26 protein-coding genes and 1 riboswitch are annotated in these 25,865 nt (G+C 40.0%); of the genes, 21 read left to right on the forward strand and 5 right to left on the reverse strand.

The features are described from left to right. Positions 1-2: 2 nt before the first annotated feature. The 12 genes from ACI3K6_RS02940 to ACI3K6_RS02995 all read left to right on the forward strand — a co-directional run bounded on the left by ACI3K6_RS02940 (position 3) and on the right by ACI3K6_RS02995 (position 10,585). Positions 3-1,109 carry a serine/threonine-protein kinase gene (locus tag ACI3K6_RS02940; protein ID WP_435553627.1) on the forward strand — a complete coding sequence of 369 codons (1,107 nt, stop codon included), beginning with the start codon at positions 3-5 and terminating at the stop codon, positions 1,107-1,109. Between the two features lie 58 nt (positions 1,110-1,167). Further along, a complete protein-coding gene (locus tag ACI3K6_RS02945) occupies positions 1,168-2,283 on the forward strand; it encodes a glycosyltransferase family 4 protein (protein ID WP_435553628.1) in 1,116 nt (371 codons plus the stop codon). Next, positions 2,280-3,068: a HipA family kinase gene (locus ACI3K6_RS02950; protein WP_435553629.1), complete on the forward strand. Its 789-nt coding sequence runs from the start codon at positions 2,280-2,282 to the stop codon at positions 3,066-3,068. The genes ACI3K6_RS02945 and ACI3K6_RS02950 overlap by 4 nt, the downstream gene beginning before the upstream one ends. A gap of 108 nt (positions 3,069-3,176) precedes the next feature. Continuing rightward, positions 3,177-4,076 (forward strand): UTP--glucose-1-phosphate uridylyltransferase GalU, encoded by a 900-nt coding sequence (gene galU / locus ACI3K6_RS02955; RefSeq protein WP_435553630.1) that lies wholly within the window; start codon positions 3,177-3,179, stop codon positions 4,074-4,076. Positions 4,077-4,426: 350 nt separating this feature from the next. Further along, a riboswitch (TPP riboswitch) is annotated at positions 4,427-4,535 on the forward strand. An 81-nt stretch (positions 4,536-4,616) separates the two neighbouring features. Further along, a complete protein-coding gene (gene thiM / locus ACI3K6_RS02960) occupies positions 4,617-5,429 on the forward strand; it encodes a hydroxyethylthiazole kinase (protein WP_435553861.1) in 813 nt (270 codons plus the stop codon). A 12-nt stretch (positions 5,430-5,441) separates the two neighbouring features. Beyond that, a complete protein-coding gene (gene thiD / locus ACI3K6_RS02965; protein WP_435553631.1) occupies positions 5,442-6,254 on the forward strand; it encodes a bifunctional hydroxymethylpyrimidine kinase/phosphomethylpyrimidine kinase in 813 nt (270 codons plus the stop codon). Further along, positions 6,251-6,901, forward strand: a complete 651-nt coding sequence (thiE, locus tag ACI3K6_RS02970) for a thiamine phosphate synthase (protein ID WP_435553632.1) — start codon at positions 6,251-6,253, stop codon at positions 6,899-6,901. The genes thiD and thiE overlap by 4 nt, the downstream gene beginning before the upstream one ends. Further along, positions 6,898-7,407 carry an energy coupling factor transporter S component ThiW gene (gene thiW / locus ACI3K6_RS02975; protein ID WP_435553633.1) on the forward strand — a complete coding sequence of 170 codons (510 nt, stop codon included), beginning with the start codon at positions 6,898-6,900 and terminating at the stop codon, positions 7,405-7,407. The genes thiE and thiW overlap by 4 nt, the downstream gene beginning before the upstream one ends. 1 nt (position 7,408) lies before the next feature. After that, the gene (gene tenA / locus ACI3K6_RS02980; RefSeq protein WP_435553634.1) at positions 7,409-8,080 is read left to right on the forward strand and encodes a thiaminase II; all 672 of its coding nucleotides are present in this window, start codon (positions 7,409-7,411) and stop codon (positions 8,078-8,080) included. Then, complete coding sequence (locus ACI3K6_RS02985) at positions 8,055-8,813, forward strand: ABC transporter ATP-binding protein (protein ID WP_435553635.1); 759 nt, start codon at positions 8,055-8,057, stop codon at positions 8,811-8,813. The genes tenA and ACI3K6_RS02985 overlap by 26 nt, the downstream gene beginning before the upstream one ends. Beyond that, positions 8,803-9,570, forward strand: coding sequence for an ABC transporter permease (locus tag ACI3K6_RS02990; RefSeq protein ID WP_335474969.1), 768 nt, complete (start codon positions 8,803-8,805; stop codon positions 9,568-9,570). The genes ACI3K6_RS02985 and ACI3K6_RS02990 overlap by 11 nt, the downstream gene beginning before the upstream one ends. 10 nt (positions 9,571-9,580) lie before the next feature. Continuing rightward, positions 9,581-10,585, forward strand: a complete 1,005-nt coding sequence (locus ACI3K6_RS02995; RefSeq protein ID WP_435553636.1) for an ABC transporter substrate-binding protein — start codon at positions 9,581-9,583, stop codon at positions 10,583-10,585. 167 nt (positions 10,586-10,752) lie between these two features. Here the strand turns inward: ACI3K6_RS02995 and ACI3K6_RS03000 are convergent, their stop codons facing one another. Continuing rightward, entirely contained in the window at positions 10,753-11,487 is a 735-nt protein-coding gene (locus ACI3K6_RS03000; RefSeq protein ID WP_435553637.1) for a protein-glutamine gamma-glutamyltransferase, read from the reverse strand. Positions 11,488-11,592: 105 nt separating this feature from the next. Then, positions 11,593-13,083 (reverse strand): MFS transporter, encoded by a 1,491-nt coding sequence (locus ACI3K6_RS03005; protein ID WP_435553638.1) that lies wholly within the window; start codon positions 13,081-13,083, stop codon positions 11,593-11,595. 136 nt (positions 13,084-13,219) lie between these two features. On the opposite strand from ACI3K6_RS03005, the gene ACI3K6_RS03010 reads away from it, so the two are divergent. Further along, positions 13,220-13,645, forward strand: coding sequence for a MarR family winged helix-turn-helix transcriptional regulator (locus ACI3K6_RS03010; protein ID WP_435553639.1), 426 nt, complete (start codon positions 13,220-13,222; stop codon positions 13,643-13,645). A gap of 92 nt (positions 13,646-13,737) precedes the next feature. Here ACI3K6_RS03010 and ACI3K6_RS03015 read toward each other — a convergent pair whose 3' ends face one another. Beyond that, positions 13,738-14,958, reverse strand: coding sequence for an MFS transporter (locus ACI3K6_RS03015; RefSeq protein WP_435553640.1), 1,221 nt, complete (start codon positions 14,956-14,958; stop codon positions 13,738-13,740). A gap of 168 nt (positions 14,959-15,126) precedes the next feature. Here ACI3K6_RS03015 and ACI3K6_RS03020 point away from each other — a divergent pair, with 168 nt between their 5' ends. From ACI3K6_RS03020 to ACI3K6_RS03035, 4 genes are all read left to right on the forward strand, one after another. Then, the gene (locus tag ACI3K6_RS03020) at positions 15,127-15,867 is read left to right on the forward strand and encodes a hypothetical protein (protein ID WP_435553641.1); all 741 of its coding nucleotides are present in this window, start codon (positions 15,127-15,129) and stop codon (positions 15,865-15,867) included. 173 nt (positions 15,868-16,040) lie between these two features. After that, positions 16,041-17,324 (forward strand): MFS transporter, encoded by a 1,284-nt coding sequence (locus tag ACI3K6_RS03025; protein ID WP_435553642.1) that lies wholly within the window; start codon positions 16,041-16,043, stop codon positions 17,322-17,324. A gap of 74 nt (positions 17,325-17,398) precedes the next feature. After that, positions 17,399-17,692 carry a hypothetical protein gene (locus ACI3K6_RS03030; protein ID WP_435553643.1) on the forward strand — a complete coding sequence of 98 codons (294 nt, stop codon included), beginning with the start codon at positions 17,399-17,401 and terminating at the stop codon, positions 17,690-17,692. Between the two features lie 123 nt (positions 17,693-17,815). Further along, on the forward strand, positions 17,816-19,204 hold the full coding sequence (locus ACI3K6_RS03035; protein WP_435553644.1) for an MATE family efflux transporter: 1,389 nt from the start codon (positions 17,816-17,818) through the stop codon (positions 19,202-19,204). Between the two features lie 114 nt (positions 19,205-19,318). Here the strand turns inward: ACI3K6_RS03035 and ACI3K6_RS03040 are convergent, their stop codons facing one another. Continuing rightward, positions 19,319-19,516 carry a hypothetical protein gene (locus ACI3K6_RS03040; protein WP_335481313.1) on the reverse strand — a complete coding sequence of 66 codons (198 nt, stop codon included), beginning with the start codon at positions 19,514-19,516 and terminating at the stop codon, positions 19,319-19,321. 223 nt (positions 19,517-19,739) lie between these two features. Here ACI3K6_RS03040 and ACI3K6_RS03045 point away from each other — a divergent pair, with 223 nt between their 5' ends. Together ACI3K6_RS03045 and ACI3K6_RS03050 are read left to right on the forward strand one after the other, a co-directional pair. Next, positions 19,740-20,348: a TetR/AcrR family transcriptional regulator gene (locus ACI3K6_RS03045; RefSeq protein WP_435553645.1), complete on the forward strand. Its 609-nt coding sequence runs from the start codon at positions 19,740-19,742 to the stop codon at positions 20,346-20,348. Positions 20,349-20,580: 232 nt separating this feature from the next. Continuing rightward, positions 20,581-20,721: a YrzI family small protein gene (locus ACI3K6_RS03050; protein WP_435553646.1), complete on the forward strand. Its 141-nt coding sequence runs from the start codon at positions 20,581-20,583 to the stop codon at positions 20,719-20,721. A gap of 77 nt (positions 20,722-20,798) precedes the next feature. Here ACI3K6_RS03050 and ACI3K6_RS03055 read toward each other — a convergent pair whose 3' ends face one another. Continuing rightward, positions 20,799-21,887, reverse strand: coding sequence for an AbrB family transcriptional regulator (locus tag ACI3K6_RS03055; RefSeq protein WP_435553647.1), 1,089 nt, complete (start codon positions 21,885-21,887; stop codon positions 20,799-20,801). 206 nt (positions 21,888-22,093) lie between these two features. Here ACI3K6_RS03055 and ACI3K6_RS03060 point away from each other — a divergent pair, with 206 nt between their 5' ends. Both ACI3K6_RS03060 and ACI3K6_RS03065 read left to right on the forward strand, forming a co-directional pair. Further along, positions 22,094-24,052, forward strand: coding sequence for an acetoacetate--CoA ligase (locus ACI3K6_RS03060; RefSeq protein WP_435553648.1), 1,959 nt, complete (start codon positions 22,094-22,096; stop codon positions 24,050-24,052). 186 nt (positions 24,053-24,238) lie between these two features. Further along, entirely contained in the window at positions 24,239-25,855 is a 1,617-nt protein-coding gene (locus ACI3K6_RS03065; protein ID WP_435553649.1) for an ATP-binding protein, read from the forward strand. The last annotated feature ends 10 nt before the right edge of the window (positions 25,856-25,865 follow it).

Genomic DNA, 25,865 nt, shown 5'->3' on the forward strand with positions numbered 1-25,865 from the left:
AAATGGATATAAAGCAGTTGGAAAATTGGGTAAAAGGGATCAAGGTTACCAATATGGTAAATGCTGATGTGGAAGTGGAAAATCTTTCACCGATGCAGATGATTGGAAAGGGGCGTCAAGGGGCCGTTTTCCAATTTTCTGATGATATTTGTGTGAAGGTATTTGGTAATCAAGAAGATTGTGAGAGAGAGCATTATGCCTTATCTCTCGGCCAGCATACAAATCTTTTACCAAAAGTATATGCCAAAGGAAAACTCTATATCGCTATGGAAATCATCCGTGGAGTGGATTTGCGGGAATACCTGCAATCACAGCCGCTCACTTGGGAGCTTTCATTGAGATTAATTGAAATGTTAACGACGTTCAAAGAAATTGGTTATGAACGGATCGACCACCATAAACGGCAAATCTATTTGCAGTCTGATGGGAGTTTAAAAGTTATTGATGTTGCCAGGACGATTTGGCGTGATCGGGTATACCCGTATCCTCGCAAATTATTAAATTCTTTAGGAGAAGAATACAAGGAACTATTTTTACAGCATGTGCAATGGTTTGCTCGACCTTTATACGAAGAATGGCAGCATTATATTCGGATGGAGGAGCTTTCACGAGACATTTATCAAGTGCTCATTCAACAACCACCGGATAAGGATAAAGTCAGCAAGGTAAGCGAAATTTTGCAAGTAAAGGATAATGAACAAGAACATGTAAAACAGCTTTCTGGTTTGATGTATAAGGTTTTTAAGGAAGAATGGATCAAAACCATGTTAGCCCGCGGCAGTGATCCTGACAAGGTACTTGAGAAAATCGAGGAATATTGGGATAAGCGGGAGGCGGAATTAGGCGTTTATATGAACCGAAAAGATGAAAGTGACGATTGGGATCGATATAGCAAAAGAAAATACTCTGGTGAAAAAAGTTCTCGTAAAGAAAAGGGACAAGATAAAAAAGGAGAGTACAAATCTGATAACCGATCTGAAAGCAAGAAGATGGTCGAAAAGAAAAATCATGGAGAAGGACATGAAAGGACTCACCGTAGAGGTCATCGAGAAGAACGAGACAAAAGGCATGATCGAAGAGATTTTCACGGCGAACGGAGAAAAAGATAGAGTAACATAATGGAATAGTAAAGAGGAAGATGCCCTTCTAAAGAGAGGTGATCCAAAGATGAAAGTGCTGGTCATCTGGCGTTTGCTAACAGTTGGGGGAGTGAATGCCGGTTGGCGCAATCGGGCTATTTATTTTAAAAAAAACGGGATTGAAACGGAGTTTTTATACACGACGGACCATGGGGGACTCCATATTATGGAGGATGTGGCAAAGGTCTATATAACTAAGGATGAACAAGAGATTATAAAAATGATTAAAAAGAATTCATATGATGCCATCATTGTTGTGGATACCGGAGCAGCTTATAAATGGATTAGAAAGGCTAAATACAAAGGCCCCGTTCTAATTGAAGCCCGGACCCCTGAATTGATAAAATTAATGCCTCATTTAAAAACGTTTAAAAGAATTCAACCTCAGGTCATCATCGTCCCCTCCCAATATCAAAAGCGCCTTGTCTCGATTTTAACGGATGAGGTCCCCATTCAAGTCATTTACAATGGTGTAGACAATCAATTTTTTACAGCTCTTGCCCCGGAAGAAATCCATTATGAACATGAACCAATTCTTCCAGTGGGTAAAAAAATAATTGGTTGGATTGGCCGTACTGATAAGCGGAAAAATTGGCCTATGTTACTTGAGATTGCCAAACAAATTAAAAGTGAACGATCGGATATTGAGATTTGGTTAATAGGTGGCGCTCAAAGTGTTCAGCGTGAGGAGTTTGCCGCAGCTTGGAAGGATGAAGGACTGACGGATATACTGAAATGGTTCCCAGTGATCCACTATCAGCAAATGCCGCATATGTATGCAAAAATCCGTGAATCAGGCGGCTGTACACTCGCTACAACCAAGTCAGAATCGTTTGGTAATACATTTATCGAATCAATGGCTTGCGGAGTGCCAGTGGTTGCTTCGAATATGATGCCGATCAATGAAATCGTGATAAATGGCGAGACAGGTTTACTATTTCGGGGGCAAAATGTGGAAGATGCAGTGAAACAGATTTATCAAATTCTTGACGACCCCCATTTACATGGACGAATGTCTGTGACAGCGAGGAAGCATGTAGAGGAAACCTTTAAGATTCAGCTTGTGGCCGATCAATATGTTAAATTGCTAAAAAGTATTGTGAATGAACATGCCCATATTGACGGTGAGGTGAGTAATGAATGATTCAGCCTATTTCTTATGTGAAAAAACTAGAAGGGAAATCAAACGCTCACCTGATTACATTTAGTGATGGTAAAGATTATGTGGTGAAATACTTTCAGCCAGGATTTGACCGTTCACTGCCAAATGAATGGGTCGCTTATTGCTTGGGAAGGTTCTTAGGATTACCGATTCCCTTTGCTACCATTGTTGAAATTCCGGAAGAATTTTCAGTTAGCATTCCTGAACTGGCAGAAATGCATCTTACTCAGCATCAATTTGCCTCTGTTTATATCCCGGGATGTTATGACGGGCATCAAGTTTCCACCGTTTCATCGATTGTAAATCCACAAACACTTGCAGGGATTATTTTATTTGATTACTGGCTATGTAATCGAGATCGGACCCGTAAGAACATTCTTTTGCGGGAAGACACTCCTAATTCGTATCAACTTTGGGCGATTGATCATGCGGAGATATTTGCCTCTTATAACTGGCAGCATCCAGATTCCGAGTTGCTCCCCGTAGGGATTTTGAAAAGTGCGACACACCAATTAATGGCGCAATTTATCACGGATGAGGGGCAATTTTTTAAAGAAATGGAGGTGATACAATCGATTCCCATTTTATTAATCGAGGAAATTGTATCACTTATCCCTGATGATTGGAATGTTTCAAAAACAGAAAGAAAAGAAATCGTTACCACTTTATTAACTAGACGTTATAAAATTCTTCCAAAGCTGATGAATGGATTTATTAAAAAAGTCTATCGGCCGATCCAATCAAACATGAATGGCTCCCGAACTTGATTGGGGAGGGAGTTTTTTTAGACACACGTATAGTAGGGTTACTCTCTTTGGCCATAGTTGTACGATTGCATATAAACAAAAAAGTTGAAATACGGAAGGAGGCTAAACATGAAAATCCGAAAGGCCATTATTCCAGCTGCCGGCCTCGGGACCCGCTTTTTACCTGCAACGAAAGCCCAGCCCAAAGAAATGCTGCCAATAGTCGATAAGCCAACCATTCAATATATTGTTGAAGAAGCCGTTGCTTCGGGAATTGAGGAAATCATCATGATTACCGGAAGGGGAAAGCGGTCGATAGAGGATCATTTTGATAAATCATTTGAGCTGGAAGATACGTTGTTAAGAAAGAATAAATTCGAGGCATTAGCGGAGGTTCAAAAAATAACTGAACTCGTTAAAATCTATTATGTCCGACAAAAAGAACCTTTAGGACTAGGGCATGCGATCCTTTGTGCAAAAAATTTAATAGGAGACGAGCCGTTTGCCGTAATGCTGGGAGATGACATCGTTCAATCAAAAACACCTTGCTTAAAACAGCTAGTGGATATTTTTGAATACTACAACAGTTCAGTTGTCGCCATCCAAGACGTTCCGGATCAAGATGTAAATAAATATGGCATCATCAAACCAAAAGGGCAAATGTTAAACGAATCACTATGCTATGTTGACGAATTCGTCGAAAAACCAAACCCAGATGTCGCCCCTTCCAACCTAGCTATCATGGGTCGCTACATCCTACGCCCGGAAATCTTCCAAATCCTCGAACACTTCCCAATCGGACAAGACAACGAACTCCAACTAACCGAAGCCATCAACCAACTCAACCAAACCCAAGGCATCCTCGCCTACAAATTTGAAGGAAACAGATACGATATCGGCGACAAAATCGGCTACATCAAAGCAACAATCGACATCGCCCTCCAAAGACCCGACACCCAAGCTTCCGTTCTTGAACACTTGAGGAATATATTGGAAATTGGTGACAGGCACCACAAAAGTACAAAATAGAGTGATTTGTCCATATGGGGAGGACAAAATGTAAGGGATTACCAATAGTAGGAGAACAAATCATGATTAGGGGTATGGTTTGTTTTCTTTTTTTGTTATTTGGTTGATTTTTTGGTTAGGGGATGAATTTCTATGCAGTAATTTATTGCTCGGGAAAGCGCAGGATTAGACATTTCTGGATGGGATTTGTCGGTTGGTGGAGAGGCTTTTTAAGTTAAAATCAAGCATTCTACTTAATGGATTATAATAATGTTATGTAAGCTAATTACTGCTATATTTTTGTAGCTCCCTGAGTTTATTTCTTTACAACATAGATGAATATGGTTATGATAATAAAAGTTTAATAAATACCAATCTACTAGGGGTGCCCTGTATCGGGCTGAGAGAAAACTGCGAGGTTTTTAACCCTTTGGACCTGATCTGGGTAATACCAGCGTAGGAAAGTAGCTAATGCGAAACAAAGCTGTTTCACGTTCGTTTAACCTCAAACCAGGTCCAATAATGGATCTGGTTTTTTTATGTTTACAAAGAAAAGGAGAGATGGACATGGAGAAAATATTCTTAGTCGAAACATTACAGAAGGTTAGAGAAAGGAATCCGCTGGTACATAATATCACAAATGTGGTTGTCACAAATTTTACAGCAAACGGTCTGTTGGCAATGGGGGCATCACCGGTCATGGCTTATGCGCCTGAAGAAGTCGCTGATATGGCCAAAATAGCCAATTCACTCGTATTAAATATTGGAACATTATCTGAACCTGTAGTTGAGGCCATGTTGATCGCCGGAAAAGCGGCAAATGAACAAGGGGTTCCTGTTATTTTTGATCCTGTTGGTGCTGGTGCTACTCCATATCGCACAAAAACAGCACACAAAATCCTAAGTGAAGTGAAAGTGAGCATTATCAGAGGAAATGCTGCAGAAATCGCCAATGTTGTCGGTGAAAAATGGGAAATTAAAGGGGTAGATGCAGGAAATACAGGAGGAAATGTGGTAGAGCTGGCCCAAAAAGCTGCTAAGAAATTAGCCTGTACCGTCGTGATTACCGGTAAAGAAGATGTCGTATCAGATTGTAACGCAACTTATCTCATCTCAAACGGTCATCCGATTTTAACAAAGGTGACAGGAACCGGCTGCTTATTAACCTCGGTAATTGGGGCGTTTGCAGGGGTGGAACATGATTTGATAAAAGCTACTATCTCTGCCCTCACCTTTTATGGCGTTGCTGCTGAAAAAGCAGCACATAAAACAGTGGAGTGGGGTCCAGGTAGTTTCCAGATCGAATTTTTAAATCAACTGTCACTAATTTCAGAAGAAGACCTACATCAATTGGCTTCCTTTAGAAAAATGTAAAAGGGGACGGAAATGATGAAAAAAGCACTAACAATTGCGGGCTCCGACAGTGGTGGCGGGGCAGGAATTCAAGCGGATCTCAAGACTTTTCAGGAATTACAGGTGTTTGGAATGTCTGCTGTTACAGCGGTTACGGCGCAGAATACGTTGGGTGTTCATGGTGTTTACCCCATGTCGGCAGAGGCGGTAGAAAAACAAATAAAAGCCATTGGTGATGACATGGGGACGGATGCCATAAAAACCGGAATGCTGTTCAATGCGGAAATTATAGAGACTGTAGCGGAAAATCTGAAAATCTATAAATGGGGGAATCTGGTAATCGACCCGGTCATGATCGCTAAAGGGGGGGCGTCTCTATTACTAAATGAAGCCGTTTTTGCAATGAAAAAACATTTAATACCCTTAGCAAAGGTAATTACTCCGAACATCCCAGAGGCAGAGGTTTTAACAGATATGAAGATTCTTACCCAAAAGGATAAACAAGAAGCTGCAAAACGTTTATTTGATATGGGAGTGACCTTTGTGGTCATTAAAGGTGGACACGATGAAGGTTCAACTGAATCTTCAGATCTATTATTTGATGGCGAAAAATTTATTACCTTAACGAGCAAACGAATCCCAACAAAAAACACACATGGTACTGGATGTACATTCGCAGCGGCCATAACAGCGGAGCTGGCAAAAGGGAAAACCGTTCATGAGGCGGTAGTCGTCGCCAAAAATTTTATACAAGCAGCAATCGAAAACGGGATCTCAATTGGTCAAGGCCATGGTCCGACCAATCACTGGGCATATCGAAAAAGAAAGGAGTTTACCACACAATGAAAAATTTAGGCGATGCACTAAAGGTTTATTTCATAATGGGAAGCACTAACTGCCAAGAGGACCCCCAAAAGGTACTCCAAGAAGCAATCCAAGGGGGGATTACCCTTTTTCAATTCCGCGAAAAAGGGGACGGAGCACTAACTGGGTTGAAAAAATATAACTTAGCAAAGCAACTGCAGGAGATATGTAAACAGAATCAGGTACCGTTTATTGTCAATGATGATATCGATCTCGCAGTAGCATTGAATGCAGATGGTGTTCACATCGGGCAAGACGACGAGGATGTAAGAACAGTAAGAGAAAAGATGGGCGACAAAATTTTAGGTGTTTCTGTGCACTCGTTGGAAGAGGCAGAAGCAGCACTAAAAGATGGGGCAGATTATTTTGGAGTGGGTCCGATTTTTCCTACTACAACCAAGGAAGATGCCAAACCCGCACGTGGTACAACTGTAATCCAGGAGCTGCGTTTGATGGGATTTACGACACCAATTGTTGGAATTGGCGGGATTACAATAGAAAATGCACATATCGTAATGGAAGCTGGTGCGGATGGTGTGTCTGTGATTTCTGGGATTAGTCAAGCTTCATCACCGTATAAAGCTGCTATGGATTTGAAAAATAAAGTTTTTGGAGTTGTAACGCCATGAATAAAACCTATAAGATCACACTTACAGCCATGATGATTGCCATTGGGACTATTTCTAGCAATCTTGTAGCCATTCCGATTGGTTTTACAAAAGTATTCCCAGTCCAGCATTTTTTAAATGTCTTGTCAGCTGTTTTACTAGGACCCTATTACGCTGTCGCCCAAGCCTTTTGTGTTTCACTTATCAGAAATCTAATGGGGACCGGGTCGATCTTTGCCTTTCCAGGAAGTATGGTGGGAGCACTGCTGGCTTCCCTTTTATTCTATAAAACTAGAAAAATCTATTTCGCCTTTATTGGTGAGGTAATCGGAACGGGAATTTTCGGAGCGATGCTTTCTTACCCAATTGCCACGCTGATCCTGGGACAGAAAGCGACCCTATTTGGGTTTATTCCTTTATTTATCTTTAGTTCATTTGCAGGTGCGTTGCTAGGATTAGTCATCCTCTCCATTTTTTTGAAAAAGAATGCAATCCCATCAAACAAAATCGAAATAGGGAGGGACTAGGGTGAAATTTTCCGAGACCTTGTATGAAAAAGTACGGGAAATATGGGAGAAAACTCATCAGCATCCCTTTGTTACCGGATTAGGAACAGGAGAACTACCGGTTGAAGTGTTCGTTCATTATATGAAGCAGGATTACGTGTTTTTAATCGACTATTCAAAATTATTTGCTTTGGGATCGGTGAAGGCAAAAGATGTGAATATGATGAAGGCTTTTGCAAAATTGCTGCATGAAACCTTAAACGCGGAAATGGAGCTACATAGGAGTTATGCATCCAAGTTTGGGATCACTTGTAAAGAACTTGAGGAAACGAAGCCAACTCCGATCAATTTAGCCTATACCAGATATATGTTGAATGTGGCTCAAACAGGGTCATTAGAGGAGATCATCGCCGCATTATTACCTTGTATGTGGAGCTATCGGGAAATTAGCAGTATGCTAGCAGTTAAATATCCAGGTTCTAGCAATCATCTATTATACGGAGATTGGATTACGATGTATAGCTCCATTGAATTTGACGCTTTGACAACATGGCTTATCGACATGCTTGATACATTGGCTGAGGGAAAATCAGAACGGGACTTAGCGGTTTTAGAGGAACATTTCCTAACAACTGCCCGGTTTGAATATATGTTCTGGGATATGGTTTATGATGGTGGTGATTGGCCTGTTTGAAGCATCAACTCTCTCCATCACCAATTTGTCCTATTCCATTGATGAACGTAATTCCATTTTTCGCGATGTCTCTCTTGAGGTAAAAGAGGGCGAATTTGTATCGATCATTGGCAAGAGCGGGTCGGGAAAAAGCACACTTTTTAAATTGATTGCTGGTTTAATAAAACCGGATTCCGGAGAAATAGTGTTAACTGACAACAAAACAAAACTGTTAGGCGAAGTGGGGTATATGCCTCAACAGGATTTACTATTACCATGGAAGACGGTCCTTGAAAATGTTTCACTTCCCTTAGAGGTTAAGAAGGAAAAGTTGAACCTAGAAGAGATTCGATTATGGTTAGCCCGGTTTGGACTGGACCGATATGAACATGCTTATCCTCATGAACTCTCAGGTGGAATGAAACAGCGGGCAGCATTTTTGCGGACTTTATTGACTGGAAAAGACTTGTTATTACTCGACGAGCCATTCGGTGCTTTGGATTCTTTTACAAAAAGAAAGATGCAAAGCTGGTTATTGGGTCTATGGGACGATTTACAAAAGACGATCTTGCTCGTTACCCATGATCTGGAGGAAGCCCTTTTATTGAGTGATCGAATTTTGATTCTCTCCACAACAGGAATAAAAGACTGGAAAGTGAACCTCTCAAGACCGAGATGTGACCAAGTAATCTATCAACCTGAGTTTATGACAATGAGAAAAGAACTGGAGCTGCTAATTCACCATGAAAGCTAATTGGAAAAAATGGTTTGGGGATTATGGGTTATTTTTATTAGTCCTGATTCTGGTAGTTAGTTTATGGGAAGTAGTGGTTAAAAACGGCCAGGTTCCCGAGTTTATTTTACCTGCACCATCAACTGTCATAAGGTCACTTATAGCTAATAGAGAGATTTTGTTTGAGGTCCATTTAATTGCAACATTGAAAGAAGTTTTAATTGGATTTGCCCTCTCTCTTGGATGCGGTTTACTTTTGGGGGTGGGAATGTATTTTTCGAGAATCATGGAAAAAATCTTGTACCCATTTCTAATTATCTCGCAAACAATACCAATGATTGCAATATCACCTATTTTCATTTTGTGGTTCGGCTATTCCATTTGGAGCAAAATTGCGGTAACCATTTTAGTGGCTTTTTTCCCTATTGTGGTTAGTACCTATGACGGTTTAAAAGCAGGTGGAAATGACTATAGGGAATTGTTGTTAACTATGGGGGCTGGCCGATGGACTATTTTTCGAAAAATACAGGTACCAATGTCCTTACCCTCCATTATGTCCGGATTGAAAATGTCTGTGGTGTATTGTGTTGTAGGCGCAACCATTGGGGAATGGCTAGGCGCAAGCGAAGGTTTGGGGTATTTTAGCAGAAGAATGTCTGGAAACCTGCAAGCGGATGCTGTCTTTTCAGCTATCTTTCTGCTATCACTACTTGGCATCGTGCTATTTTTGTTAATTAGTTTAGTAGAGAAGAGGCTTGTGAAAAATATATTTCGATAAAGGATGATTCTTGGTGAAAAAATGGTTTGTCATTTTAATAAGTTGTTTATTTGTTTTTGTAAGTGCATGCGGAAAGGAAAAAGTTGCCCCTGCCACAAGAGAGGGCGGGAAATTCCAAAAAGTGAATTTGATGTTGGATTGGTATCCTAACGCGGTGCATTCTTTTCTTTATAGTGCAGTTGAAAAAGGGTGTTTTAAAGAACAGGGGTTGGACGTCAATATTCAAATGCCTGCGGATACTAATGATCCTTTGCGTTTGGTAGCAGCCGGGAAGATTGACATGGCAATCAGCTATCAACCAGAAGTATTGGTGGCACGTGGGGAAGAAATACCCGTTCAGTCATTTGCAGCGCTTGTTCGGCATCCGTTGAACCAGTTAATGGTGCCAAAGAATGGTCCGATTCAAACACCAAAGGATCTTGCTGGTAAAACAATTGGGTATCCTTCCATTCCATTGGATGAAGCAATTATTCAAACGATGGTAAAGTCTGCAGGAGGGGACGCCAACAAAGTGAAAATGGTGGATGTTGGGTGGGATTTGATTCCTGCCATGGCTACGAAAAAAACAGACGCCTTGATCGGCGGTTATATCAATCATGAGAAATTACTGTTGGAGAAGGAAGGACATCCAATGAAAACCTTGAATCCAGCAGACTACGGGGTTCCTGACTATTATGAGTTAGTTTTAGTAGGAAGTGAAACGGAACTGAAAAAGAACCCAGAAATGTTTAAAAAGTTTATGAAAGCAATTAGGAAAGGCCAAAAATATGTGACAGAACACCCAAAAGAAGGACTATCTGTCTTACTCAAACACGAAGACAAAACCAGCCCGTTAGACAAACAAATCGAAACCAAAAGCCTGGAAATCCTCCTGCCACTCATGAACCCAGCCGGAGAAGGAAAGCTATTTGGCTATCAAGACCCTGAAACCTGGAAACAAGTCGCCAAATGGCTCAACCAAACCAAAATCCTCAATAAAAACACTGATCCGGAAGAGGCTTTTGTTAATTTTTAAATGGTGATAAGAAATTGGGACATTAAAAATAGGGACTTTATATGGTAACAAAGTGGTGACAGGCACCGCTCGTGGACAATAACCCCTAAATTGTCCGTCTAGGGTGGATAAATTGGGGGTTTTTGTCAATTTATATATTTTATTGAATGCAAATTAAGTAAACAAACCTAGTAGGAAGATAATGTGTGGTAGTGTGGTCTTGAGATAAGTCGCATGAGGTAGGCTGAAAGTTGTGGATTCGGCCTTCTTTTTTTATTTAGGAAGTCGATGATGGTGCTGGCGTTTCGAATCCCAACACCATGGCCGTAGTATTGATCGTCACCGAAGTATACGACGTTTTCGGCGCGCCAGTGGGGCTCTCTTGGACTAAAGTCTGGATTGTTGAAGTGGAGTACGTCACCGGGAAGGAAATCATCCCCATATTTTTGATAAATGGGCAGGTCTTCATCGAATTGCCAGTCCATCAGGTATAGGCGGTTAAATAGATAATCGAATTTTGCACTCCCAATTGAGTAGAGGGTGGCAATATATAATACGATTGCAATCCCTGTTGAACATTCAAACGCATAAAGTGAACCATTTTTTAATATATCAAGAATGGCCCTGGACGGACTATTTCCTTCCCTTAATAGAAAGCCCCCGTTACCCAAACGATACCAATAATTTTTATTTGCAATCGCGTAGGTAAAAGTAGTAAATTTAGCTTTGCTTGAATTAAGTTCCCTTGCAGCTTGCATGGTATTGATTCGGAATTGCAGTTCAAATTCTAATTGTTGAATGGAAAAATAATGATACGTTTCGCTATAGGTATCCATTTGGTTCACGATGAGCATTTGCTCCGGCTTCTTAAGATCCTTTACTAATTCCTTTGGTTTCACCACAACATTATTTATTTTAATCATGGACCGGCCTCCACTTAAGTATAATCAACTTCTTCTTAAAAATATGATAAAGAATAGCAAATTATCATTTTTTCAAAAAAATAGAAAAAGCCAGAACCCTGGCTTTTATAGTTTACTTTTTTGACTGAGGGATGCCTCTCCGTGAGAGATTGAATGAACAATCCGCCTAGTTTTAATTAATCGATATCCTGTAAGAACAGCAGAAGTTAAACAAATTATTGCCGAAAGAATGAAAACAACATGCATTCCTTCAATAAAAATATCAGGATGACCAGGGATCAACCCCGTAACACGGTGCCCTGCTTTTAGGCTCATTACCCCAAAGAGTGTGGTAGTTGCTAAGGAAATACCAATGACCATGCCAAAATTCCGTATTAAAGAATTGATGCTGCCAGCAATACCTAAATGTTGCCGAGGTACAGTTGACATAACGAGGGAATTGTTAGGGGACTGGAATAATCCATTGCCAAATCCCAACATGGCTACAAGCACCCCAAATAATGGTACGGAACTCCCGTTATGAAGGGTCGCCAAGCCAAATTGGGCAAGAACCATAACAATCAAGCCTATAAAAGTTAAAAACTCTGATCCTATTTTATCAGACAGGGCTCCGCTAAACGGGGCGGTTACGGCCATTGTAATCGGAAATAGCATTAATAGAAACCCCGAGCCCAAAGGTGTCAAATGTAAGATATTTTGTGTATAAAACGGTGCTATGATATTAAAGCAAAAGGTCGAGGCAAACACCAAAAAGCCGCATAAAATACTTAACGAAAAAGCTGGATTTTTAAACAGTGCCAAATGTAGCATTGGTTGATCTTTATGAGATTCCGTCCATAAAAATAACATAAAGGTAATAATGGAAACAACAAGTGATGTAAGGATACGCCAATCATGGTAGCCTACCTGTTGGCCAAGGAGCAGTCCGGAAAACAGCGAAATAATAAAAATAGAAAATAATAGGCTGCCGTTCCAATCTAAATTTCCTTTATGCAAACCAAGGTCCTTCGGCAGAAGACGCCAACCTACTGAAATAGCTATAATTCCAATCGGAATGTTAACCCAGAAGATAGACTCCCAACCTAGAGCCGAAACAAGAATTCCACCTGCACTTGGTCCTGCAATACTGCCTAGTGATACAAACGTACCAACCAATCCCAGCGCCTTTCCACGTTCTTTTATTGGGAAGATATCAGTGATAATTCCTTGACTATTCGCCATTGTCATGGAAGCGCCGACAGCTTGGACGATACGAAAAATGATCAATTCAGTAAGGGAGGAACTGATGCCACAAAGCAAAGAGCCAACTAGAAAGATAACAGTTCCGAATTTAAATACTTTAATTTTTCCAAAAATGTCACCTAATCGGCCGAAGAAAAGAATAAGAGTACAAATTGCTATTAAATAGCTGCTGACAATCCATTGTGTTTGCGAGATGGATAGATTCAGATTTTTAGATATAACAGGAAGGGCAATATTTACAATACTGCCATCCAATGTTGACATGAAAACGAATAAATTCAAAATGATCAAGATCGTCCAGCGGTTTTTCTGAATCATTGGATCAGCTTGAAATGTATTAATTTCTGGTTTCATCTAGAGTGCCTCCTTTTTAAGCTAGGATATTAGTTGTGTTTGCAACTATTATAATAGAAATAGTGTAGCTTACGTTAGTTGCGTGTGCAACTAATTTAAGTTACACTTTTGTTAACAATAAAAAAGGAGTAAAAAAATGAAGGGAACCCCAATAGGGAAATTAATATCACAGATTAGCCGGCAGAATCAAAAATACTTAACGAGAGAACTGAAAGCATATCAAATTGGCGGTGGTGGTCAACATAGTTTTCTGATTGAAATCATTAGAGAGCCGGGCATCAACCAGGATCAACTAACAGACAAACTCCAATTTGACAAAGCTACCACAGCACGGACCGTAAAGCAACTTGAGGATGCAGGTTACATTGTAAGAAAAATTGACGAAAACGACCGCCGAGCCTATATGCTTTACCCAACAAAAAAAGGGATGGAATTCTACCCAACCCTCCAAAAAATAATCGAAACATCCAATCAGAAACTAACACGAAACCTGTCTGAATCCGAAATAAACCAACTGTTCACACTACTTAAAAAAATAGAATTCACTTCAAGAAATAATTAAGTGTCCACTGGAGGAGGACAATTGTCCACGAACGGTGCCTGTCACCATCATTGTGTCACCAACCATTGTGTCCCCATCTAATTTTAGCCTCGTTATCCTTTTGCTAAGGAGGTTTTGCGGTTTTTGACCGATTTGATGTACATGATGAAGAATACGATGGCGCTTAGGAAGCGCAAGATTGTGCTGATGTTTAAGGCTGTTATAATGCCGTTTTTTTCGAGAAGCCAGATGCCGATTTGTGGTGCGACAAAGGCGACGAAGGACAGCAGGATGTTGTAGGTGGTGATACAGTAGGTTCGTTTTTCTTTTGGTGATTGCTCGAGCAAAAGGTTGAACAATAGCAGCATGGTACCTGATACGAAGAATCCTGATGTCATGCTGACAAAGGTTAGATAATACAGGTTGGTGGATAGAGCGTTTAGAAATGGGGCCGTCGCCATCCCAAGGGCCACCCAAACAAGCATTAGGGTATTCGATTTTTGTTCCGCCCATTTTTTCCACAGTGGAAAGGAGAAGATTTGCACTAACTGGTTCGCCACGGAAAAAATACTTATCCATAAAATAGTGGCATGAGCGTATTTGACGTTATAGATATTAAAAAGCCCCCAGGCCATTTGCCAAGTGAAATTGAAGCTAAGGGCCGCAATCAGAAACCATTTATAGCCATGAATTTTAAAAATCGACCAATCCATTGTGGCATTTTTTTGCTCCGATTTTGGTCTGGGCTGGACAGTTTCCTTATGTTTAAAAAGGAAATACACCTCAACCATTCCAAAAAGAAAAGCTGCTAAAAATAAAATCTGATAGGCTGCTGCATTTTCTGTTTCTTTTTTCATCACGATACCAATGATTAAGGTAGTAATCATTCCGATAACGGTCATTAAGCGATTTCGATCGCTAAAAAACGCACCTCTTCGTTCTTCGGAAATCATTCCGCTTATCAGCGTTTGCCAGCCTACGTTCGAGATGGTGCCTGGTACGTTCATAAGCGCAATAACCAATAAAAATGCCCAAGCTTGAAAATGAGGGGGAATGAATACAACCCCAATAAGTAAAATAAACATCATTCTTGCCCATAAAATGCTCATCGCTACCGTTTTTTTCTGCTGTTCAAGGCGATTCAACAGAATGGCTGCAGGTACCGTCATCAACAAGGTAATCAACGGCGGTAATGAACTGATTAACCCAACTTGATAATTGGAAGCCCCCAGAATGGAGATAGCAAAAATCGGATAATAGTTATTCGGCAAGGAAACCGCTATCGTAGATGCCATTCCATTATAAATACTGATTTTTTCATTATATGATCGCATGCCCATCCGCCATTTCTCTATTAATATACAAGGCTATTATACACGCAAAGTTCTTCGGTGCACTAAATATTTTTAAAAAATATGGAAGGTTTTCATATTTGCCATTTTTACGTTGCTTTTTCAAAATGGTATAATAAATAAACTTCAGTTTTTATAGGATGTGAAAAAATGGAAACCACAGTACCAACTCAATACATACCTCCAAAAGGAGAGTACAACACCTTTTTGGATGATAATCATTATAAAGAAAAACTTAAGGAATGGGGCCTGGCGGCAGGAAAAAAAGAATTCTGGTATAAGGACCGCAGTTATCAATGTCTCGTGACCATTAAGGGCTATGAAAATTACGGTATCTCAAGTGATTACAACACGCTTGTCATTGAATTTCCTGATGGGAACTTGAGCTGCATTCAGCCCGCCTACCTGAAAGAAATGCAGCAATCAGGCTTTGGAAAAGAAAGTGTGATTGAGCTCGAAAGTACGGTAACAACACCGGTTAGACCTGAATCTAAAACAGAACAGAAAACTGCTAAACCTGAAAAAGCAGCAGCGAAACCCAAAAAGGAGAAAGCTCCAAAACTTGAGCTACCGACCGATAAGGTACACTTTACAGCTTCCGTGAAGCAATTTGCCCTGACTTATAATCCTTTTAATGAAGAAAACGATGAGGTAGTGGTGTTAGAAAATGTGCAGATTGATCAGGAATCACCGCTTGAACTGGGCCTCGCTTGGTGTAGTCACAGCAAAACATTGAAAAAATTTGAGCTGGCACCCGGTGACAAACTGGAATTTGACGGAAAAGTAGCACCGAAAAAACTTGCTAAAGGTAAAGATGTCGCTGAGGAATTCACCGTCGATCAACCGGTGGCATACAAAATCAACAATCCCTCCAAAATCACAAAAAAATAATAGGACTCCATAGCGGGGCCTATTTTTTTTGGAAAATACTATCTATTGATACTTACATTTTAAAGATGAAAAATGTTTTAATGGGTACATTCATATCAATGGTATTTATGATATTTTGATTTACGAAATAATAAAGTATAATAAAAAAAATAAAAGCAGTAGGAGATGGACCATTGAAAAAGCAAGAAAGTACATACAGATGGGTTGTGTATATAGCTGTATTATTTACTTATGGATTAATTGTCAGTCAACGGACAGCTCCAGGGCTTATTACTGATCAATTAATGAAGGAATTCCATCTGTCCGCCTCCTTCCTTGGTATTCTGACAAGTATACAATTTTTCGCGTATGCCGGATTGCAAATCCCAATCGGAATTTTATCAGATCGCTACGGACCAAACCAATTTCTGATTATTGGTGCAGTATTGAATGGACTTGGGGTGTTGATTTTTAGCGTAGCATCAAATGAATTCCTTCTTATTTTGGCAAGACTTCTGGCAGGAATCGGCGATGCAACGATTTGGATTAATTTAGTGTTAATTTTAAGCCAATGGTTCCGAGTTAACGAGTTTGTGAAACTACTAGGTTTTGCCGGAATGACAGGAGGTCTTGGATTTTTAACAGCAACTGTTCCGTTCTCTGCATGGATAGCAGTATCTGGATGGAGAACACCATTTTCCACCGTTGGACTAATCCTTTGTCTCTGTGGGGCAGCACTGTATATCATTCTGGAAAAAAAGCCAAAGCAAATGTTTAAATCAGAGCCTCATCCAGTAAATAAAGAGAAAAAGCGGGAAAGTGTCTTTCATTTGCTAATTAGGATTATGAAGGATCGTCAAGCATGGGCTACCTTCCTTTGCCACTTCGGCCTTGTTGGGTCCTATGTAGGTTTTATCGGTTCATGGGCCGTTCCATATGGAATGACGATTTATGGAATGAGCCGGTTAGAAGCCAGTCAGCTTGTGATGGTTGGTTTAATTGGAGCCTTAGTTGGGGCACCATTTACAGGATGGATTTCAAGCAGGCTTAATCAGATTAAACGTCCTTATTTGGTAGTACATACAATGGTATTGCTAAGTTGGACTACTTTTGTTTTATTAGATGGGAAACCGCCATACATCTTGCTGATCCTTCTTTATTTGTTGATCGGGTTTGGAAATGGAGCAAGCGCGTTAACCTTTGCGGTTGTGCGAAGCTCATTCTCAATTAAAGATGTTGGAGTGGTTTCTGGATTCGCGAATACAGGTGGTTTCTTAAGCGCCGTACTCTTACCCAGTTTTTTTGGAAAAGTGCTCGATTATTTTCATACAGATTATGCGGGCGGTGGCTATCATTATGGGTTTATTATTCCTGTGGTATTCTCAGTTTTCGGTTTGATTGGCGGCATTCTTATTAAGGAAAAACACGAAGGAACCCAGCCACTCAGTGTGCCTGCCTCTTCAATTAAAGCGAAATGATAGGCATTTAACCATTCCTCCTGAAAGATAGTCACATACACTATCTTGGAACAAATAGAGGAGGAGATGCACAGATGAATCAAATGATGGGAATGCCAGGTGTTACCCTGGGAATGCCTGGAGGGCAACTTGGACCTGAATTTTACCACGGCCATGGAGGATTTTATCCTGGAGGTGGTTTTCACCATGGCCATGGAGGATTTTACCCTGGAGGTGGTTTTCACCACGGCCACGGCGGATTCTACCCAGGCTATGGCTATCATCACGGCCACGGTGGATACTATCCGGGCTACGGTTACCATCATGGACACATGGGTTACTATCCGGGATATGGATTCCATCACGGACATGGAACATACCACACATAAGGGACTGTTTGAAGAGCTTGGTACATTCCAGGCTCTTTTATGTTTTTTAAAAAAATTCACCCTTTGCTCCCAAAAAAGGAGTATAATGTAATTTTGAATGCAATTATTTAAGGAGTACTTACAATGAAACAGACATATACGATAAAAGAAAAAACGAAACAAATTATGATTTTGTTGATCCCAATTTTAATTACCCAGTTGGGTATGTTTTCTATGGTGTTTTTTAACACGATAATGTCAGGTAAATATAGTTCAATCGACTTGGCAGGGGTAGCGATCGGCTCATCGATTTGGAGTCCGGTTTTCACCGGCTTAAGCAGCATCCTATTGGCAGTTTCTCCGATAGTCGCCCAATATTTAGGTGAAAAAAGGGGAGAAGAAGTTTCATCTGTGGTTAAAAATGGTTTGTATCTCTCGGTCATAATTACCGCGGTCATCATCCTATCAGGTACCTTTTTATTGGACCCGATTTTGGATAAGATGAAGTTACCCTCCAGTGTTCAGCAAACGGCGAATGATTATTTAATTGGATTAAGCTATGGCATTTTACCATTATTTTTATTTAATGTGTTGAGATCCTTTATTTATGCTTTAGGAAAAACACGTGTGGTCATGATTATCATGATTTCCTCTTTACCCATTAATTTGTTTTTTAATTATGTCCTGATTTTTGGGAAATGGGGATTTCCAGAGCTGGGTGGTGCAGGGGCAGGTTATGCCACCTCCATTACAGATTGGGTGTTTTTGATTTTTACTGCTTATATTGTAAAAACGAAAGAACCTTTTTCCTCGTTTGATGTTTTTAGTAACATGAAGGAATTTTCGTTAATCAGATGTAAAGAGATCCTGAAAATTGGGGTACCGATGGGACTGTCCACTTTTTTTGAAACCAGTATGTTTGCGGTGGTAACGATTTTAATTAGCAAATTTAGTGTTGCGACAGTGGCGGCCTATCAAGCAGCGCTTAACTTTGTTTCATTTTTATATATGATCCCAACTAGTATTTCCATGGCCCAAACCGTATTGGTAGGATTTGAGGTGGGTGCACGACGCTACAAGGATGCAAGAATTTACAGCTGGCTTGGCGTTGTACTAGCAGTTGGATTTTCAATCATTTGCGGTGTAGCCGTGGTTGTATTCCGCTACCAAGTTGCAGGCTTATATTCGAACGAGGTTGTGGTTATCTCGCTTACTGCCAACTTTCTTATCCTTGCCCTGGTCTTCCATATATCTGACGCCATTCAGGTAACAGCACAGGCTGCACTCAGAGGCTATAAAGACGTTAACTTAGCATTCATCATGACCTTAATCGCGTACTGGCTTATTTGCCTCCCAGCCGGATATATTTTGGCCAACAACACAGGACTGGGCGCAAAAGGCTACTGGATCGGGTTAACCATTGGTCTACTAGCAGCTGGAATTGCACTCTCAATTAGACTCATCTACATCCAAAAACGCAAATTCGTTGAAGGGGAAGAAAATAATACCATCGAAAATCGACTTGTGAAGTAAGGGCTGGGTGATACACCCGGCTCTTTTCAAATTGCTAAAAAAGGTGCCAGGCACCAAATGGAAATGAATAATAAAAAACGCCGTTCATGAAGAATGGCGTTTTTCAACTTTCTATTAAAATAGCTTTTTTAGTCCGAATAGTTTTAGGAATGGATTTTGGCTTTTATCGGTTATTTGTAGTTCGTTCATAATTAATTTTTCTTGATTTGCTGTGATCCATTTCTGTAATTCGTGTTTGTCTTTGCATTTTGTATAATATGTTTCTCCACCCTTACCAAGAGCATTGACAACATATCTACATGTATTCCCCATAATGCCCACCTTTATTAATGTGTTTTTAACTTCTATTGATTTTAACTTCTATATTGAAACATTATAACAGGCTTTTTAAAATAGTCTATCGTTATTTTCTCTTATTTTTCGCCAATTTTTTCGCCGCAGCTATACGTATTCTTGATTGCATCTGGGAAGTAAAACCCGTTATAATAAAATAAACTGACTAGTCGTTTATATGAGGTTTGGAGGTTATTTTTACATGCCACCCATCGTGTCTGATTCATATAAAGAAAAAAGGAAGAAGGAAATCCTAGAGAGTGCCATGGCATGCTTTGCTAAAAAAGGGTTTCAACCTTCTACCATTGATGATATTGTTGAGCACTCAGGAATCAGTAAAGGTGCAATTTATAACTATTTTAAAAGTAAGGATGAAATATATTTAGAATTAATGAAAACGAGTACGGAAGAAAGTTACGAAGAACTAAAGGAAAGGTTGGCAACCTATCCGAACGCTGTTGATAAAATGAACTTTATGTTTGATCTGTATTTGAACAATGAAGTGAATCAGGAAAGTACCGGGAGACTGGTCGTACATGATGAATTTAAACTTCATGCTTTCCGCAATCAAGAGCTAATCGAAAAGTTAAACGTGCGAAGACATGAATATTTTATTAAGATGTTTTGCTCCATTATCGAGGAAGGGCAAAAGGCGGGGGAGTTTAAAACAGAATTAAACCCTGAAATATTTGCCGACATGTTTTGGTCCATGATCGATGGAATTATGTTGCAAACCATTTACCCTGGTTTCCCTTATAAACAAGTACTGAATGAATTCAAGCAGATGTTTTTAGAAAGAATAACACTTTAGCAGAATGGCAAGAATTAAATGCTTGCCATTTTTTTATTTTTTAAAATAGGCAGGAATAGGAATTGAAAAAATTTCATTTATAATGTAAAATTTAGTAAATAGACCGAATAGTTTATTTTAAATTCATAAAAATCTATAGTTGAAAAATCAGTTTGAACGTACTTTAATTTTTTTTACAAATAAAATAAACCAACCAGTCGTTTTATTACAAGCCGAAAAGGAGGTGGCAAGCATGACCATACACATCTTATTCCTCACCATCACCATTACCAAAAGAAAAAAATCCCTTGAACAAGCACTCCATGAACAATACACCGAAACCCTTTACGAACACCACAAAGACCAGCTATTTTCCAATCATTATATTCGATAAAAACTGAGCTATTTTGAGGAACTGCAAGGCACCACCTGTAACAAATCCAAATTGTCCACCCCAGATGGACAAAATCACTAATTTGTCTTTTTGTGGTGCCTGTCACCCTGTTTTGTAAAAAACCACTTAAGCATGGGCGGTACGGCGAAGTAGATGAAGAAGAGCCGAAATAGTTGGTAGCCGGTGACCATGGAGAGGTCGGCGTTGATTTCGTGGGCGAGTATGCCCATTTGGTCCATTCCACCAGGGGCGATGCTTAGGAAGCTCGTGGAGGGAGAGATGTGACCAAAGTGCATGATTAGTAAGCTTAGTCCTAATGAGCCGATGATCATGGTGATTCCGCTGATGAAGGCGAGGCTGATGATTCGGACTTTATGTTCCAGCTTTTCTGGTTTTAACAGCAAACCGATATAACCACCAATCATGAATTGAGAAAGATCCAATAATGCCGATGGGAGGGAGGGACCTGCAAATCCTAAGACATTTACGACAGCTGTACCGAGAATGGGCCCTAACATATACGGTGTTGGAAATCTGAGCTTTTTTGTCAGAAAAGCAAATACCACGCATATGACTGCAAACAAAAGTATTTTTGGAAAAAATGAATCCGTGACTGCTACTTCGGAATGGATCATTCCCGTAGTTAACTTATTTTCATTATGAAAGAGGGGTCCAAAAATTAAAAACGGTACACAAAAGATAATCATCATTAGCCGTGCCACCTGTAGGAATGTAACCGTAGTGACATCGATCCCTTTCATTTCTTCTGCGAAGGTCAGCATTTGAGTAAGCCCGCCAGGAATACTCCCCGTCAAAACCGTAGGATAATCGACACCCGTTAGTTTCGAAACGACGACAGCAATCCCTGCACAAAATAATACAAGCAATAGCGTCATGAGCAACATGGATGGTAGCTCAGCAACAATTTGCACAAGTGCTTTTTTCGTAAAAGAAACCCCAATCGAATAGCCAACAATGACCAATCCGATATTTCTAATCCAGCTTGGCCAGTAAAACTGAACCTTTCCAAATCTCGAGCCAATGAATACAGCAGTCATCGGCCCGAGCAGCCACGGAATTGGTGTATTCAGTTTATGAAATATGATCCCTCCGATAAATGCAATGAGTAGCGTAAAGAAAAATTGAATCCTCTTATCTTTAAACAATGAAAACCCTTCTGTCTTTTAGAATATAGTGACTTTAAACAGTCACTTATTTTACCATTAATTCTCTATTCGTGCATTGAATTCATATTATCAATAAATTTAGAATATTTAGAAGGGAATTAAGTTGCTTACCTCGTATATGGTAAATGAATGTTTTATATATGGATGAATATTTTTTAATAGGTGTTGATTCGGAGGGGATGGGAATGACGGTTGAAAAAATAGAAGGGACGCTGTTATGGGAGCCTTCACAACAATTTCAAGATGCAACAAATATGAAAAAATTTATGAATTGGCTAAGCGAAACTCGCGGGCTGTATTTTGAAACCTATGATGAATTATGGAATTGGTCGGTAACCAGTATAGAAGGTTTTTGGTCGGCAATTTGGCATTTTTATGAGATCCAAGCCAAAACCCCATATAAAGAGGTGTTATCAGCTAAAAAAATGCCTGGAGCACGTTGGTTTTCAGGAGCAACCCTAAATTATGCTGAACATATTTTTCGAAACGCAACCAAAGAAAAGCCGGCCATCATCTTTGAAAGTGAGGTTCGTGCTCAAGGAGAATACAGCTGGGATGAGTTAAAAAAGAATACGGCAGCGATTGCTGCTCATTTAAGATCATTAGGAGTCCAGCAGGGGGACCGAGTGGTAGCTTATGTCTCCAATCTTCAAGAAACCGTAGCTGCTTTCTTAGCATGCGCCAGCATCGGGGCTGTTTGGTCGAGCTGTGCCCCTGAATTTGGAAGTATGAGCGTGATTGATCGATTTAAACAAATTGAACCTAAAGTGTTATTTGCTGTAGATGGATATCGTTATGGTGGAAAGGATTTCGACAGATTGGAATTAGTAAAGAGAATCCAAGAGGAACTGCCGACCGTTAAACAGACAATCATTATTTCGCATTTAAAGGATGATTTGGACCTAAGTGGATTGACCAACTCGGTCCTATGGAATAGAGTGATTTCGCAAAATAGGGATGCCGAGCTAAGCTTTAACGCTGTTCCGTTTGACCATCCGTTATGGATTCTATATTCTTCTGGAACGACAGGTAAACCTAAAGCAATCGTTCAAAGTCAAGGCGGCATTTTATTGGAGCATTTAAAAATGGGCGGGCTGCAAAACAATTTAAAGCAGAATGATCGGTTTTTTTGGTTTACCACAACTGGATGGATGATGTGGAATGTGTTGGTCAGTGGATTGCTTCATGGATCTACGATTCTATTATTTGACGGAAATCCCGGATATCCTGGTTATGAGAGGCTTTGGAAATTCGCAGAGTCAACCAAAATGACGGTATTTGGAACGAGTGCCAGCTTCCTAACTGCCTGCATGAAAGCAGAATTAACACCGAAAGAACAATTTGATCTGTCCCATCTAAAAAGTATTGGTTCAACGGGGTCGCCGTTACCGGTCAGTGGTTTTCAGTGGGTCTATGAAAAAGTCAAAGAGGATGTTTGGCTCTTCTCCACAAGTGGTGGGACCGACCTTTGCACAGCATTTGTCGGGGGTTCTCCATTAGTTCCCGTATACGCCGGTGAACTGCAAGCCCGCTCTTTAGGTGCCGCTGTCAGAGCTTTTAACGATTATGGTGAAGAAATGATCAATGAGATTGGAGAGCTCGTCATAACGGAGCCAATGCCGTCCATGCCCATTTACTTTTGGAATGATGAAAATAAGGCTCGTTATATCGATAGTTATTTTGATGTGTACCCTGAAATCTGGCGTCACGGTGATTTTATTAAAATTACTCCAAGAGGGAGTGCCATCATTTATGGGCGTTCGGATGCAACGATCAATCGTGGCGGTATACGAATGGGAACAAGTGAAATCTACAGTGCCCTCGAGAGTGTACAAGAGATCGTCGATAGCTTGGTTGTCGATATTCCAAAATCGGAAGGTCAATCTTACATGCCATTGTACGTCGTGGTGAGGGACGGTGATGATCTTACTGACGAGGTAAAAGTACGAATCAACAACACCATCCGAAAAAACTGCTCACCACGCCACGTCCCTGACCAAATCATTCAAGTAGGGGATTTGCCCAAAACCCTAAACGGCAAAAAACTCGAAGTTCCCATTAAAAAAATCCTTATGGGAACCCCGATCGATCAAGCCGTCAACCTTGGGTCCCTGATAAACCCAGATGCATTGAAATACTTTTAAACGTTTATGCTGATAACCGCCCAAACTCTGGGCGGTTTTTTTGGTGGTTGCTTTACCGCACTGGTATACAGCTACAAATTTGTTAATATTCTAACAAAAATTTTAAATCTTACAAATGTTGACAAAGGATTTAGAATGTGTCCGTCGAATTTGTCATATAACCGCATATGAAAGGACTTATATATTATGTGTAAGCAAAAATTGATAGATTTGCCAATATACAGGAAAATTTTGTTTTTTTCCTTCTTTATAACATTTATTCTAGTTGTTTCGACAGCCGGCTTTTCCTTTTTTTATGAGACCAATCAGTTAACGAATCAATTGACAGACCGTGCTAAGGGGATTGCAGGTCTTTGGAGTACCACGATTCCTCTTGAAGAAGTAAAAATGGTCAAGGAAACCAGAAACCCAGATATACCAGAAGCGGACCATTTAAACTATTTAGTCAACCTAATCCAGAAGAAGAATTCTAAATATATAGGAGGCTATATACTGGATGTAGAAAAAGTGGATAAAAATAAATTAACATTCCTTGCAACTAACGATTCAGACGTTTACTTAGGAATAAAACCATTTTCAAAATATAATGTGGGACCAGAATTTCTCTATGCCTTTAACAAAGCAGTTTCGGAAAAAAAGACAGTAAGTACGCAACTTTATGAAGATGAATTCGGGACATGGATTACTTCTATTCAACCTCTAATCGATGAAAACGGTAAAGTAATTGCTGTCTTAGCAGTCGATGTGGACGCAACCTTTATCAATCATTTCAAAAAGAAATCGAGCATCTATTTGTTTATAGCACTGATTACCATCACCATGATTATGTTTTTTACACTTAGGTGGGGGCTTCGAAAATTTCTTCAGCCGCTAAATGAAATTATTTCAGGCATCAATGCGGTAAGTTCAGGAGATTTTAATGTGAAAGTAAAAATTCCTGAATATTCGGACCTAGGGAAATTAGGGGATCGATTTAATCAGATGACATCCCAGCTGGCGGTTCTATTTGAACGGCTGTCGGATACTTATAAGGAATTTGGTACTAACCCGAGTAGGGATCAAAATGTCCACCAAGTTGAGAAAGCCATCGATGAAATGGAAAAAATAATAGAAAAAACCAGACTACAAAAAGAACTGCAACGAGCAGAGAAGATGAATGCAATTGGCCAATTGGCTGCCTCCGTAGCTCACGAAATTCGCAACCCTATGACCGTCGTAAGGGGCTTTTTGCAAATATTTTTATCAAAGGACAATTTATCCGAAATAGAATTAACCTATATTAAATTGATGATTGAAGAACTAAATCGCGCAGAGAAAATTATCAATGAATATCTTTCACTGGCTAAACCGGATCTTGAACGTGTGGAGCAGGTAGATGCCAAAGATTTGACCAAGAAAGTCGCTGATTTAATGAACACCTTTGCGTTTATGTCAAAAAATATATCCTTAAATACCCATCTTGAAGATGGAATTATGATAAAAGGCAATCAAAGTGAATTAAAACAAGTGGTTATTAATATTGTAAAAAATGGTATTGAGTCCATGCGGGATGGCGGGGTTTTAAGTCTTTCTGTGTATAAAAACGAAGAATTCGGCATTATTGAAGTGACCGATACCGGAATTGGGATGTCTGAAGCTGAATTGGCCAGACTCGGTACTGCTTTTTACTCCCTGAAAGAAAAAGGAACAGGGATGGGGCTTATGGTTTGCTACCAAATTGTCTCAAGAATGAAAGGAAAAATAGAAGTAGAAAGTGAAAAAGGAAAGGGTACTACCTTTAAAGTATATATACCATTATGGTAGGGGCAGCAAT

The organism is Neobacillus solisequens (assembly GCF_051233465.1).
In the GTDB taxonomy this organism is placed as follows: Bacteria; Bacillota; Bacilli; order Bacillales; family Cytobacillaceae; genus Neobacillus.